The organism is Mycoplasmopsis canis PG 14 (genome assembly GCF_001553195.1).
Lineage (GTDB): Bacteria > Bacillota_I > Bacilli_A > Mycoplasmatales > Metamycoplasmataceae > Mycoplasmopsis > Mycoplasmopsis canis.
The window spans coordinates 203,225-218,088 of sequence record NZ_CP014281.1; the positions used below are offsets into that span (position 1 = coordinate 203,225).

A 14,864-nucleotide genomic window follows, 5' to 3' on the forward strand; every position below is an offset into this window, starting at 1 on the left:
AAATGGAAAATAAAAATTTAAAAATAGACTTTATAAAGTTTAGAAAAGATGAAATTGAATTTGCAATTCAAAAAGCTAAACATGAAGAAGAAAAGAAAGAAATTAAAGAAGAAGAAAAAAAATTACCATTAACAAAAAAAGAATTTTTCTTCAATTCTATATGAACATTTTTTATTATATTAGTTATTATAAGTCTTTTAGTAGGTGCATATTTTATAGGAAAAATTGAATAATATGAATGCAGAAATCATTTTACTAATTGTTTTAATATCAATAATTTTATTTGTATCTATAGTAATATTATTTGTTTTATTAAAACCAGTTATTTTCCCTTTCTTGAGTTCAAAACTTAGAAAAAGTAGTTATGATAAAATGGGAAAAAGCAGTCAAATCAGATTGATTAACCAACTAAGAGAATCAGTAGAATTTTTATCTAAAAATAAAATCGGAGCACTAATAACTATCGAAAACAATGATAATCTTGATAACTTAAGAACAGACGGAGTTATCTTAGATGCTAATATCTCTAGCGGTCTGTTAATTTCTATATTTAATAAGTATTCGCCACTTCATGATGGGGCTGTAGTTATTAGAAATAATAAAATTTATTATGCTTCTACATTTTATAAAATAACTCGTAGATCTGCTCCCGCTTCATATGGTTCAAGACATAGAGCTGCTATGGGAATATCAGAACAATGTGACGCTACTACAATTGTTGTTTCAGAAGAAAATGGTGGTGTTAGAATTTTAAAACATGACGTAGTTCAACTTGTAAAAATTGAGGAATTTCAAGAACAATTAATTAAGTTTCTTAAGGAGTAAATATGGAAAATAAAGTTAAAGAAATAAACCATGATCTTCTTGTAGAAAAAATAAAAAAGTTAATTGATGACAAAAGCGTTAAAGCACTAAGAGAATTGCAAGAAGAAGTTACTTATCATGAATTTGCTTTAGCAGTTGAAGATGAAATTTTAAACGATGAAGATCGTTTATATCTATTAAGGGTCTTAAGAACAGTTGAAGCCGCAGAAGTATTTAGTTATTTAGAAGACGAAACTAAAACAAGACTTGTCGGATTATTTAGTGATGAATTAGGTCAAAAAGTGCTTCAAGAACTAGAAACAGCCGAGCTTGTAGACATCTTAGAAGAATTGCCTGTTAATTTAATGAGGAAAATTCTTTCGCAAACTCCAAAAGAAAAGAGAGAAATTATTAACCAAATTCTTTTATATAAAGATGATCAGGTCGGAAGCTTCATGCAAGTTGATATTTCTATATTAAAACATTCTTGAAACCCTCAAAGAGCGTTAGCCAAAATTAAAGCTGACTATAATAACAACATGACTATGGGTCATAATTTTTACATAGTTGATAATGATGGTAAGTTAGTAGGGGATATAACTTTAGAAGAATTAATTTTTAATGGCGAAGATAAGAACTTAGAAGAATTATCTAGTCCAGTAACATTTGTTCACCCAACAGATGACAAAGAACAAGCAGCAAAAGTTTTCTCTGATAATGATAGATCATCCCTGCCTGTTGTTTCTTTAGATAATCGCCTCATTGGTATGATAACTTCAGATGATATTATTGACGTTATTAATGATGAAGCAACAGAAGATATTTATAAAATGGCCGGGATTAGCGCATCAGCATCAGAAGAAAGTTACCTAAAAACTTCAATTAAAAGCATTGTCAAATCAAGAGTCTTATGGCTAATTATTCTAATGTTATCAGCAACTCTATCACAATATATCATCCAAAAATTTACAAACATAAGCGAAGAAAGCATAAACCACTTTGGCATAGCTATATCTACAGCCGTAATTGTTTCTTTAATACCTATCATAAGTGGTTCAGCAGGTAATGCTGGTTCACAATCAACAACCACTGTTACTAGATCTTCGGCATTAGGCGAATTTGACAAATCTGATTATAAAAAAGTTATTTTTAAAGAATTAATTGTAGGAACTATCATTGGTGCAATTATGTTTTTTATAAATATAGCTAGATTATATATATACTATGCTATTCCAGTTTTTAGAAATGATGCATTCCAAAATCATCAAACAGATTGAGTTTCGCTATCTTTTATAATTTTAGCTAGTTCATTATCATTATGATTTGTTGTTATTTTTGCAAAATTTTTAGGAACGATAATACCTTTAGTTGCCATTAAATTCAAAAAAGATCCAGCTGTTATGTCAGCGCCGATTTTAACAACATTAAGCGACGCTCTTTCTACATTAATATTTTTCGGATTAAACATTTTAGTACTATACTTAACGTGAAAAACAGGGATTATAGGTAGCAACGCTATAAGTCCTAACAATTCATCTCAAACACAAGATTTAATAAATATAATTCAACAAAATATACAAACACTTAGTTTAACATAGAGGAAAAATGAAAACAGTAGCTGATATAGAGAAATTAAAACTATTAGCCGAAGAATACTTACGCCTAAGTAAGGAAGCTAAAGAAGTTAAAAAAATGATGAAAGAAATTGTGCAAGACACTGAAATCGAGATTAATGAACCTCTTTCAGAAGGTGGAAGAGTAATTTATACTAAACCAGAAGCAAAAACTGTTATAGATAGAAAATTAGTAACAGAACTACTTTTTAATATAGTTTTGGACTACAATAGTGAAACATCCGATAAAAAAATACCTTCTAACCAAGAAATTGAAGAAAAAATCAGAAACTATTGCCAAGTATTAAAAGAATATAAGTGAAAATTAACAATCAAACAAAAGTAAAATGATAAAAATGATTTTAGCAAGTACTGTATCAGGATTAATTGGTCTTAAAGACAATACACTTCCATGATATATTCCGAAAGATTTAATTTTTTTTAGCGAGCAAACTAAAAACTCAATTTTAATATTTGGAAATAATACTTTTCAAAACTTGCCAGAAAAAATGTTTATAAATAAAAAAAATAGAAAGTTTTATGTCTTATCGATAGAAAAAATTCGTCAAAATACAAATTTTATTGATAAAGAGTTTAATTCTATTAGTGAATTAGAATTATTTCTAACAGAAAATAACAATAAGAATAAAGATATTTACTTATGTGGTGGAAAATTTATTTATGAAACTTTTTTTAATCACGCTTCTGAATTATATTTAACAACTATAAAAAATAATTTAGACAAAAATTTTAAAGATGAGGAAAAAATTATTTTAGATATAAAAAAAATAAAATCTTTTTTTAAAAATAAAGAAAAAATAATTTACGAAGATTTTCAAATAAAAATTGAAAAGTACTCAAAATAAGGAGAAAAAAATGGAAATTATGTATAATGAAAAAACTGCTTCTAGCGAAAATTCTAGCATTTTTGGTGGCGATTCATCAGTTATTATTTGAATAATTCTAGGAGTTTTAATTTCTCTTCTTGTTATTTATTTTATATATTCGTGAATAAAAGACAAAATTAACAAGAAAAAAACAAGACAAGCCGCAATTCAATTAGAAAAAAATGCAGCAATTTATTGATATGAAACAACCTTAAAAATAAATGAATTAATTAGATTAAACAGAATTCAACACGAAAACTTTGTTGTAAGTATTGGTGAATTTAAAATGAGCGAAATAAATAATGCGGCTTCTGATACTATAAATGATTTAATGAATGAATATGAGTTTAAAAATTATTTACTTTCAAACGAAAAATATTCAACTTATGTATCAAATATAAAAGTGTTAAAAGATTTAAATTCAAACTTATGGGATAAAAAACTTTCTAATTCCTCTTTAAAATTTTTTGAAGATGAATTGCCTAAGTCTGAAAAGGCGGCCAGGGAAGCTATATCTACAGAGTTATCTGATTTAAAATCAACAAGTGAACTTTATGACGAAATTAAGGCAAAGTATAATGAAAAACTTGATAAAAAAGTGAATAATGAAGGTCAAAATGAACAAATTTAAAGTAAATAAAAATAATATACCAAATTTACTAACTTTATTTAGAATGGTATTAATATTGCCTTTATTAATTATTTTTCCAATAGCGTGAGCTTTATCTATAAATACAAATTTATCATCAATTAATATAGCTTTAACATCAATTATCTTAGTGATTTTTGTTATCGCTATGTTTACGGATTTCCTTGATGGTTATTTAGCAAGAAAGTGAAAAGTTGTATCTAATTTTGGAAAATTATGAGATCCTTTAGCTGATAAAGTAATGACTACTTCAGTTTTAATTTTTCTAGCATGAATGAATATTATTCCTTTTTGAATTGTTGTTATATTAGTAATAAGAGATATAGTTGTTGATGGAGCTAGAGTTGTTATGTCAAAAAATAATATAAGTATTGCGGCTAACTTATACGGAAAACTAAAAACGCTTGTATTAAGCATTGCAATCATTTTTGTAATGATTATGTATTTATCATTGGGTAATTTATTTAGCAATAATTTATATGTATTATTATTTAATATTCCAACACTAATAGGTCTTGCATTAAGTTTAATTTCTGGATTTATTTATTTAAAAACAACTTTTAAAATTAACAAAACAAAATAAGATAAATTATGTTTGTATATTTATCTTATTTTAATTTGTATAGTATAATTTATAAGAAAAAAATAATTTAATATTACAAGGAGAAATTATGAAAAAATTATATAAATTAATATTTTCAGTTTCAACATTAAGTGCAGGGCTTGTTAGTTTAACAGCTTGCAACAGCGTAAAAAATGACCAAACTGGAAAAGACACAAAAAAACCTTCAACAGAAAATAAGCCAGCAGCTCCTGCTAACGGATCACAAACAGGTAATGCTTCTGCATCTACAACTACAACAGGAACTTCATCAGAAGGAACAGCTTCTTCACAACCAGGAAGTTCAACACCAGCAGCTCCTGCTAACGGATCACAAACAGGTGATGCTTCTGCATCTACAACTACAACAGGAACTTCATCAGAAGGAACAGCTTCTTCACAACCAGGAAGTTCAACACCAGCAGCTCCTGCTAACGGATCACAAACAGGTGATGCTTCTGCATCTACAACTACAACAGGAACTTCAAGTGAAGTAGCAGAAAGTCCTTCAGCTGGATCAGGTGCTTAAATTCTATTTAATTAAAAATTTGATTATCAAATATTTAAAATAGAAAATTATTCAATTTATTAATTAAGAAAAGTCATATGCAAGTTAAATGTGCATATGACTTTATTTTTGTATATCCTGTAATAAAATAATTGTAGTAAAACAAGAAAGGACACATTAATATTATAATGAAAAAAATTAATAATATTAATTTATATTTTTGATGAATCAAAAAAATAAAAATAAATACTCTGATTATGAGATTCCAAAAAATATTGATATCATTTGAAAGTTTTAAGAAAAACAAAAAGAGATGTAAGAACAATAAAAAACGAAATTGATCTTATGACTAGTAAACATTATAAAGATTTATTTAAATATCAAAGATTTCAATACAACAATTGTTTCAAAAGAGTTGTTAAGGTTAAAGTTATTCATTTTTCTAAAATGTATGATCATTTGTTAAATTATAGATACTCAAGATTGTTTCTCAAAAATACTAAGTTACAGGAAAAATGAGAGCCATTTAAAGAAGAGTATGAAATGATGTTAGACATAAATATAATAAATATAAAATTAAAATAAATATCGAAGAAAAGGTACCAAAAACTTATGTAAAACTTTTGCTAAATTCTTTTAAGAAATCCCACATTAATTTTAACCTTAGGTTAGTTCAAAATATAAAATGGCAATCCTTACCATTTTACCTAGATTATGATAATATAATCAGAAAATCATAAGGTAAATGCATTCAGAAAACAACTAAGAAAACTAAATTAGTAACATTGGACGATGCTACGGAAATAGCTAAAAGACTAAATTCTATTAACGATAGATCCGAGATAACCATTATGAACTTGATATTGTGATAAGGAAAATTGACGATAAAAAGTGTTTAATAATCTTGTTAGAAAAACAAACCAGAAAATCATATAACACAATAACCAAAAGAGGTTCAAAATATATTCATCAAGCTTTAAATAATATGACTAAGAAATTTAATTTAAACATTAAATCCTTAAATGCTGATAATGGTAAGGAAAATTTTTTATTAAATAAAATTATGCCTAAAGAACGATTATCCGAATGTCTTTCATATAGTTCATGACAAAAAGGCTCCGCCAAAAATATGCATAGATTAATAAGGTATTTTATTCCTAAGGGTAAAAGTCTTGATAGTTATACTCAAGAAGAAATTGATTTTATGACGGAATGAATAAATAACTATAGAAAAATTATTAATCAACCTTAGATTATTTTAACCCCCCCAGCCTTGATTGCAATAAAAGGGGGCTTACTTTTTGAAAAAGTAAGTAAAAACACTAAGGAAACTTTTAAAGTTTTCTATTTTCCTATACCTTTTTGTACATCTAAAATTTGATAAAATTATTTTACAGTTTTTTATTACTTCCTTGCAAATGATTTTTGAAATATTCATAATTATTAATTTAATAAAAATAAAAAAGTGATAAAATTTAAAAGTGTTTTAAAAACACTACAAATTAACATAAAAAACAACAATGTGAATTCATTTGGGTGTGCCAAATAATCGGTGCTAGATGTTAGAAACATTGTTCAGAAAAAACAAACTAAAGGAAAAAACAAAATGACAACAGAAAACAAAAAAGTTGAGAAAAAAGTTGAAGTTAAACAAGATAGAACTCCAATTATCTCAAAAGACAAATTACTTGAAGCTGGTTCATATTTTGGACACAAGACACATGCTTGAAACCCAAAAATGAAAGAGTATTTAGTTCCAAACAAAAAAGTTAAGGGTGCTCACATTATTGATGTTTACAAAACACAAAGCCACCTTGAATATGCTTACAAATTAGTTAACAATTTGGCAGCAAAAGGAACACAATTCATTTTTGTCGGAACAAAAAAACAAGCTCGTGAAGCTGTTAAAGTTGCTGCAGAAAGAACAAACTCACTTTATGTAACAGAAAGATGATTAGGTGGAACATTAACAAATAACGAAACAATTATGCGTCGTGTTAACGCAATGGAAGACCTAGAAGCTAAAGCAGCTACAAACTTCAAAGGTTACACAAAGAAAGAAGCTTTAAACTTTACTAAAGAATTAGATAAATTACACAAAAACTTAAATGGTATTCGTACAATGAAACGTTTACCACAAGTTATGATTATTGCTGATCCTAACGAAGATGAAATTGCAGTTAAAGAGGCAAAAAGAAAAGGATTGAAAGTTATTTCAATTCTTGACTCAAATTCAAATCCTGATGCAGTTGATTTAGGTGTGCCAGGTAACGATGATTCAGCAAAATTCATTTATGTATTTATGACAATCATTGCTGATGCTATTGTTAAAGCTAAAGGTGGAGAACAAGTTTACGCTTACCAAGATGATAGCAAAATTGTTTTACCAGAATTTCAACAACCAAAAACAGCATTAGAAGCTGAAAATCAAGAAAACTAATAAATTAAAGAAGAATAGGAGTTATTTATGAGTGATAACAAAATGGAATTAATCAAAGAATTAAGAGCTAGAACTAATTCTTCATTAATTGACTGTAAAAAAGCTTTAGAAGCTTCAAATTATGATCTTGAAGGCGCAATTAATTGACTTAAAGAAAATGGTATCGTTAAAGCTGCTAAAAAAGCAGGTAGAATTGCAGCTGAAGGTGCAGTTATTGCAGTTGGTGATGATAAACACGCTGTTTTAGTAGAAATTAACTCTGAAACAGACTTTGCAGCAAAAAATGATAAATTTGTTAAATTATTAAACGAAGTTGCACAAGAAATTTTAAAAAGTAATGTTTCAACACTTGAAGAGGCATTACAAGTTAAATTATCAAATGGTACATCAGTAGAAAATGCTTTAGTTGAAGCTACTTCAGTTATTGGTGAAAAAATTTCATTACGTCGTATTAGTTCATTAAAAGCTAACGAAGGTGAAGTTTTAGGTGTATATGTACACGCAAACCAACAAGTTGCTGCGGTTGTAAAAGTAAATGGTAAAAATGTTGATGCAGCTAAAAATGTTGCAATGCATGTTTCAGCAATGAATCCAGAATTTGCTTTAGTTAGTCAAATACCTGCAGAACGTTTAGAAGCTATTAAAGCGGGATTTGAAAAACCAGCGGGATTTGAAAATAAACCAGCTAACATTCAAGAAAAAATTCAAGAAGGATGATTAGATAAACAATTATCAGAATTTGTTCTAGAAAAACAACCATTCGTAATGGAAGATTCTTTATCAGTTCAAAAATATTTAGCAAACAACAACACATCATTAGTTGAAGTTGCTAGATTTGAAGTTGGTGAAGGAATCGAAAAAGTTCAGTCAAACTTTGCAGCAGACGTTGCAAGCATGGTTGTAAAATAATTACAATAAAAAAATCAAGAATTCTCTTGATTTTTTTAATATCGCTGTTATTAAAACAAAACCGCATAAATTGCGGTTTTGTTTTAATTTAAATAATTCTTAATAATTGGTGATTCTTTTAAGAATTCTAAAACTTGTTGCTTATAAACTTCTAAAACTCTATTGGATTCTTCGTTGTCAATACTTAATGTTGAATAATTTAATAATGTATTGTGAATAATTTCAGCAAGCTCTTCTCACTTAGTGAAGTTTCTGCTTGTCATTGCTGCGGTTCCAATTCTTATACCACTACCTAAGCGTGGATTTAAAGTATCAAAAGGTATAGTATTTTTATTTAATGTGATATTAATCTTATGCAAAATATCTTCAGCTTGTTTTCCGTTTATTCCGTATGTATTAAATACATCAATCATAAATAAATGATTATCTGTACCATTACTTACTATTTTTGCTCCAAGTTTCTTAAATTTTTCAGACATTAATTTTGCGTTTTTAATAATGTTTTTTGCGTAATCTACAAATTGAGGTTGCAAGGCTTCATAAAATGCTACAGCTTTACCTGCGATAGCATGAAATAATGGCCCACCTTGATAACCTGGGAAAACTCAACGGCTTACCTTCTTTGCGATTTCCTCGTCATTCGTCATAATTATACCACCGCGTCCACCACGTAATGTTTTATGAGTCGTTGATGTTATAACATCTGCATACCCCACTGGTGATGGATGAACTTTTGCAGCTATTAAACCAGCTATATGCGCAATATCTGCCATTAATTTAGCCCCTGATTTATCAGCTATTTCTTTAAAACGTTTAAAATCTATAGTTCTCGAATAAGCTGAATATCCGCAAATAATTAAATCAGGTTTTTCTCTTAATGCCATTTCTTCAATTGCGTCATAATCTAATAATCCGTCTTGACCTAAATCATATGAAATTGAATCATAAAATATACCACTAAAATTTATTTTATAACCATGCGTTAAATGTCCACCTGAACTTAATGAAAGACCCATTATTTTTCCTCCATTAGAAATTGCTGCTGCTATTGCTGCTGCATTGGCAGTAGAACCTGAGTAAGGTTGAACGTTTGCGTACTTAACCCCAAATAATTCTTTTAATCTATCTATAGCAGCTTGTTCAACTATATCAACGTTTTCGCAACCACCATAATATCTAGCATTAGGATAACCTTCACCATATTTGTTTGTTAATACACTTCCTTGTGCTTTTAAAACATCTTCAGAAACAAAATTTTCTGAAGCTATTAACTCAACATGGTCTTCTTGTCTTTTCAGCTCACTATTTATAGCATTTTGAATTAAAGTATCTTTTAATGAAATTTTTGAATACATATTACTCCTTAATTAAAATGTTTATTGATTTCTTCAATAACGGATTCTTGATCTGTAATTCTAAGTGTTACATTATGTGTAAATTCTTTTTTATAATCATCCACAACTTTAATCTCAAAAGGTTTTTTAATTGTATTTATTTTATTTATCGCTTCTTCTATGCTTGAATTGTTATGAATTTCAAATGTCAGATCAATTGTTTTCATTGGTTCAAGGTCGATAGAAGAAAACTTAATAGCACTATTATGGTTAACTGGTACAATAAACTCAGCATAATACGCATTTGTTTCGTCATATTTAGGGTGAATTTTTCCTATTCACCCAATAACATTACCGTTGTATAAAATCTTTGCAGAAACATTTGGGTGAATTAATTCATTATTATCAAACTTTTTAAATGATAGTTCTAGATTTAAAAAGTTTATTATATCTTGTTTAATTTCTTTAAATGATTTAGTTGTTGAAGCTAAGCCATATACAAACTCTTCTGAACTAATCATTCCTTCTTCAAAAATATTGATTTGTTCAAGTTTTCTTTTTTGATTATATTCAACAACTTCTTGTAATGATGTAATTATTGATTTTCTTACTGATTCTCTTTCTTTCGAAACAAAGGTAATTAAATCGATATCTTCTTTTATTTCCAGGGGATTAAATTTATTTTTATCTTTAGAAACTAAAGTAAATGTTCTTGTTTCACTATACCCTTGATGCATTCAGAATAATTTATTTTTATCCCTCTTTTGTGTTTTTAAAGAAGTTATATTAATGCTTTGAGGCATAAATTTTTGATATGAATAAAATCTAAATAATTCTTCAATAATATCTTCAAAATAAGATACATCATATCTATAGTTAGGCACTAATACAGTATCTTTTTTAAAAATAAAGCCTAATGATTCTAATTGTTTTTTTGCTTTATCAAATACGGTTAAATCTTCAATACCTGAATAAGTCTGTAGCTTTTTATTATCAATTTTTATTTCTCTTTGATTTAAATCTGAAATTTCACCAATAATTTGCGAAATAGCTAAACTATTAGTTTTTGATCTAATATATTCTATACCTAGTTTAGCAACTTCTTGCGAAATAAATCTTGACCCTTGATTTGATGAGTTAGATGAAAGTTTAATTTCTTTAGCACCATGCCTAACTAATTTAGAATCAAATACACCAATTTCAAAAAGGTATTCATTATTTGTTGTATCTGTTTTAGTTGATTCAATACCCATAACAGAAGCTAAAGAAATTACTTTTTCATCATCATTGATTGCTAAAACATTCTTTACCTCAACTTCTTTTTTACCTAGTAATTCTAATTTACCTGAGTACATAGCGGCTTTTAGGTTTTTTGTTAATGTTTTTGCATTATAAACATGAGCAGGTGAACCTATTTCTAATAAAGTCAAGTTAGTTAAGTTAACAGCTCAATCAAATAAAGAAGAGATACCATGTTTTGCTAAAAGCATTTTTTCATAAAGACTCGTCTCGCTTTTTCCGTGAACTTCTAAAAATGATAATTCTTTCGCAATTCCTTTGTCTACTTTAAATTTAGAATCAAAATCCTTTTTATTTGTTAAAGAGAATAAAGGTTTAAACTCTGTTTCAAAATAAGCAGCAAGTTCTTTTGCCAAAAAATAATATGAATTAGCATCATTTCTATTTGCTGTTGTGCTAATTTCGATGATTGTGTCATTAATGCCTAATAATTCCATGGCATCGTCATTTATCGAAGCAAAATCATTAGGTAAAACTAATAATTGATCTTTTTCAGATAATAAGTCATATTGATAACCTATTTCTGATCAAGACGCCATCATACCTTGCGATTTAATCCCTTTTAATTCTACTTCTTTGAATTCTACACCATCTTTAGTGGCACCAACAGGAAAACAAATAACTAAATCATTGTTTTTAAGAATTCTATTATTTGTTTGGATAGTTATATTCCCATTTTTAGTACTTAATTCAACTACATCTAATCTGTCTGAATTGGGATTTTGATAAACGTTCATTACCTTTGCAAAAGTAACACCAGTTACATTTGAAAAAGGTTTAATTTCTTCAACTTCGAATCCAAGTTCATTCAATGCTTTTTCAACATCTTTTGAACTTAATTTTATATTAGGCAAATACTTATTTAAATGTTTAAGTGATAGAATCATTTTTACCTCCTATAAACTTCATTCAATCTCTTTTTGATTAAAAGAATGAAGTTTTTCATTTATTTTCTTAAATACGTTTGAATTTTCAAAACTATGTCTATAACCCAATGGAGAAGGGTGTGATAACTTAAATAAATTGTCTTTATTGTAATTTCTTAATTTCAGTGCATTTTCAACAACTTTATGTGCTTGTCCGCCTAATGCCAATATTAAAACATTAGGGTTTTCTAAAATAATGTCTTGAATAACTATTTCAACAAATTTTTCTCAACCGATATCTTTATGTGAATTTGGTTTCCCTTCTTCGACTGTTAATACTGTATTTAATAATAATACACCTTGTTTAGCTCATTTAATTAAGGAATTTGTTCCGAATTTAGCATTTGGATAATCTTTTTTAACTTCCTTAAAAATATTTTTCAAGCTTGCTGGAGTTTTGATGTGATTTGTAGAAAAAGCTAGCCCATCTGCTATGTTTATTTGGTGATAAGGATCTTGACCTAAAATAATTAGTTTTGTTTCGTTTGTTTGAAAAAACTCAAAAGGTCTAAACATATCCATTTGATGAGGGAATATTTGAATATTATTTTTTTCTGATTCCTCTAGTTTTTTTAATATATTTCGAAAATATGGTTTTTGTCCTTCTGTTTGCAAAATTCTTAGAAAACTATCTTTCATTATTGAATTGCTCCATAATTCTTAAATCATTTCTATAGAGATCTCTAATATCATTAAAACCGTATTTTATCATCGTTATTCTTTCGATACCTAATCCTGCTGCAAAACCATTCATCCCGTTATCGTATCCAGCCATTTCTAAGACTCTTGGATGCAACATTCCAGCACCTAATATTTCAATTCATCTATTTTTGTAAAATACATCTACCTCAACACTAGGTTCTGTGAAAGGGAAGTAACTTGGTCTGAGACGAATTTCCACTTCTTCTTCTAAAACATAAGAAAGCATTGATTTTAAAGTTCAAATCAAATTAGGGAAACTAACCTTTCCTACTGCAACAAAGTCTAATTGAGTAAATTGGTGTGAGTGTGTAGCATCATCTTCATCATTTCTGTAAACTTTACCAATAGCGAAGGTTCCTAATTCTTTGTTTTTATTTTCTTCTAACACAACGGCTGTAACACCTGTATTATGGGTTCTTAATAATGTTGTCGCATTTAAATATAATGAATCATGCATTGCTCTCGCCGGGTGATCTTGAGGAATATTTAACTTTTCAAAGTTATATAAATCAGATACTATTTCACTTGCGGTTTGTTGATAATAACCATGTTGTATAAATCAATCTTTAAGTCTTTCTTCCGTGATTGTTATAGGGTTTAATGAAGCCGGTTTTAATGTTGGCTCACTAACATCCACTTTTTCACTTTCTACACGTTTATTAATTTGTATATCTTTGATTTTTTGCTCAGCTTGTTTAAAAAAATCTTCATAATCTTTTTTTAGAGTATTAATTTTTTGTCCTATGATTTTTTTATCTTCAATTGAGGCATTTTTTAATTGTTGTTGCATTTTAAATATTTCACCATTTGGACCAAAAGCATCTGACTTAGCTTTCTTCAAATCTTCTAAGTTATTTATTAAATCTAAATTTCTCATATTTGCTCCTTTTATTGTTTTTTTCAATTATCTTTAATTATTTCTCAATATTTTTTTAAATCATTCTCATATTTGTTGTTACCATTAAAATAAAATTTTGCTTCTCTTAATTCTTTTGGTAAATACATTTGAGGAACTCAGTTATTTTTAAAATCATGAGGGTATTTATAACCAATCCCATCACCTAATTTACTTGCCGAATTATAGTGAGCATCTCTTAAATGATTCGGAATTCTGAAAACCTTTCCTTGACTAAGGATTATATCTTTAACTTTTTCTTTAGCTAAATAAACTGAATTGCTTTTTGGAGATAAAGATAAATCAGCTATAGCATAGGCAATAGGTAATTCGCCTTCTGGCATGCCTAATCTTTCAAACGCTTCTATTGCCGAGAGAACTCTTTGCCCCATTTGAGGATTAGCTAAACCTATATCCTCATACGCTAAAGCCAGCATTCTTCTAAAAAGACCGTCATAATCTCCTGAGGCTAAAATTAAAAAGCCATAATAAAGCGCTGCATCTATATCACTACCTCTAACTGATTTGTGAAATGCAGAAAGGTTATTGTAATGTTCTGATGAATTTTGATCACTATAAAAATTAATATTTGGAATTATTGTTTTTAAATCTTTTTCAGTTATATCAGTGTAATCAGTTTTTAATGTTGCAAGCATTTGTAAATTATTTATGCTTGATCTATAATCTCCTGATGAATAATTAGCTAGTAGTTCTAATTTAGAATCCGATATCATTAATTCAGGAAACTCATTATTCACAATTTTTCTAAGCCCCTTTACAATTTCAGGTATCTCTAACTTATAAAATTGTAAAATTTGCATTCTGCTTCTTATAGCAGGAACTACTTTAAAATAGGGGTTTTCAGTTGTAGTAGCATATACTATTATTTTGTCAAATTCTAAGTATGATAGTAATATTTCTTGTTTGTCTTTATTCAATCTATGTATTTCATCAATAATAATTATCTTATTATTTTCTAAGATATTCATTAATTCGTTTTTAGAACCGACTGAAGCATTAAAATAACCAAAAGAAAGCTTCATTTCAGTAGCTAATGCCATAGCCGCTGATGTTTTGCCAATACCACTTTCCCCAAAAAATATAAAACTTGTTGCTATTTGTTTATCGATCACTGATCTTAAAAGAGCTTTAATGTGATGTTGCCCTATTATTTCAGAAATTGATTTTGGTCTTAAATAATTTGCAAGATTTTTACTTATCATTATTAAATTATATTACATATAATTAATAATAAGTTTTTTATTCTAAATAATTTATTCTATTTAAAAAACCGCCT

Annotated in this window: 17 protein-coding genes; 12 read left to right on the forward strand and 5 right to left on the reverse strand. The window is 27.8% G+C overall.

All coding sequences use genetic code 4. The features are described from left to right. Nucleotides 1-2 precede the first annotated feature (2 nt). From AXW82_RS00770 to tsf, 12 genes are all read left to right on the forward strand, one after another. A complete protein-coding gene (locus AXW82_RS00770) occupies nt 3-233 on the forward strand; it encodes a hypothetical protein (RefSeq protein WP_004794937.1) in 231 nt (76 codons plus the stop codon). A gap of 1 nt (nt 234) precedes the next feature. Next, nucleotides 235-825 (forward strand): diadenylate cyclase, encoded by a 591-nt coding sequence (locus AXW82_RS00775; RefSeq protein ID WP_004794936.1) that lies wholly within the window; start codon nt 235-237, stop codon nt 823-825. Nucleotides 826-827: 2 nt separating this feature from the next. Further along, the gene (gene mgtE, locus AXW82_RS00780) at nt 828-2,402 is read left to right on the forward strand and encodes a magnesium transporter (RefSeq protein WP_004794934.1); all 1,575 of its coding nucleotides are present in this window, start codon (nt 828-830) and stop codon (nt 2,400-2,402) included. A 7-nt stretch (nt 2,403-2,409) separates the two neighbouring features. Continuing rightward, complete coding sequence (locus AXW82_RS00785) at nt 2,410-2,763, forward strand: hypothetical protein (protein WP_004794932.1); 354 nt, start codon at nt 2,410-2,412, stop codon at nt 2,761-2,763. 10 nt (nt 2,764-2,773) lie between these two features. Beyond that, a complete protein-coding gene (locus AXW82_RS00790; RefSeq protein WP_044084310.1) occupies nt 2,774-3,283 on the forward strand; it encodes a dihydrofolate reductase in 510 nt (169 codons plus the stop codon). A gap of 10 nt (nt 3,284-3,293) precedes the next feature. Next, a complete protein-coding gene (locus tag AXW82_RS00795; protein ID WP_004794929.1) occupies nt 3,294-3,935 on the forward strand; it encodes an MHJ_0274 family protein in 642 nt (213 codons plus the stop codon). Beyond that, nucleotides 3,922-4,536: a CDP-diacylglycerol--glycerol-3-phosphate 3-phosphatidyltransferase gene (gene pgsA / locus AXW82_RS00800; RefSeq protein WP_004794926.1), complete on the forward strand. Its 615-nt coding sequence runs from the start codon at nt 3,922-3,924 to the stop codon at nt 4,534-4,536. Before AXW82_RS00795 ends, pgsA begins: the two co-directional genes overlap by 14 nt. Nucleotides 4,537-4,624: 88 nt before the next feature. Further along, nucleotides 4,625-5,083, forward strand: a complete 459-nt coding sequence (locus AXW82_RS00805) for a hypothetical protein (protein WP_060913317.1) — start codon at nt 4,625-4,627, stop codon at nt 5,081-5,083. 264 nt (nt 5,084-5,347) lie between these two features. After that, entirely contained in the window at nt 5,348-5,647 is a 300-nt protein-coding gene (locus tag AXW82_RS00810; RefSeq protein WP_060913318.1) for a hypothetical protein, read from the forward strand. Nucleotides 5,648-5,927: 280 nt separating this feature from the next. Then, on the forward strand, nt 5,928-6,314 hold the full coding sequence (locus tag AXW82_RS00815; protein WP_129721220.1) for an IS30 family transposase: 387 nt from the start codon (nt 5,928-5,930) through the stop codon (nt 6,312-6,314). Between the two features lie 354 nt (nt 6,315-6,668). Beyond that, nucleotides 6,669-7,502, forward strand: a complete 834-nt coding sequence (gene rpsB / locus AXW82_RS00820) for a 30S ribosomal protein S2 (protein WP_004794922.1) — start codon at nt 6,669-6,671, stop codon at nt 7,500-7,502. 27 nt (nt 7,503-7,529) lie between these two features. Then, nucleotides 7,530-8,411 (forward strand): translation elongation factor Ts, encoded by an 882-nt coding sequence (tsf, locus tag AXW82_RS00825; protein ID WP_004794920.1) that lies wholly within the window; start codon nt 7,530-7,532, stop codon nt 8,409-8,411. Between the two features lie 83 nt (nt 8,412-8,494). On the opposite strand, the gene glyA is transcribed toward tsf, so the two are convergent. From glyA to AXW82_RS00850, 5 genes are read right to left on the reverse strand one after another with little or no spacing between them, the layout of a single operon-like run. After that, entirely contained in the window at nt 8,495-9,766 is a 1,272-nt protein-coding gene (gene glyA / locus AXW82_RS00830) for a serine hydroxymethyltransferase (protein WP_004794917.1), read from the reverse strand. A gap of 8 nt (nt 9,767-9,774) precedes the next feature. Continuing rightward, nucleotides 9,775-11,931, reverse strand: coding sequence for a phenylalanine--tRNA ligase subunit beta (locus tag AXW82_RS00835; protein WP_004794915.1), 2,157 nt, complete (start codon nt 11,929-11,931; stop codon nt 9,775-9,777). A gap of 9 nt (nt 11,932-11,940) precedes the next feature. Next, entirely contained in the window at nt 11,941-12,609 is a 669-nt protein-coding gene (locus tag AXW82_RS00840; protein ID WP_004794913.1) for a uracil-DNA glycosylase, read from the reverse strand. Beyond that, a complete protein-coding gene (locus tag AXW82_RS00845; protein ID WP_044084309.1) occupies nt 12,599-13,549 on the reverse strand; it encodes a phenylalanine--tRNA ligase subunit alpha in 951 nt (316 codons plus the stop codon). Before AXW82_RS00845 ends, AXW82_RS00840 begins: the two co-directional genes overlap by 11 nt. 11 nt (nt 13,550-13,560) lie before the next feature. After that, nucleotides 13,561-14,790, reverse strand: coding sequence for a replication-associated recombination protein A (locus AXW82_RS00850; protein WP_004794909.1), 1,230 nt, complete (start codon nt 14,788-14,790; stop codon nt 13,561-13,563). Nucleotides 14,791-14,864: the final 74 nt, after the last annotated feature.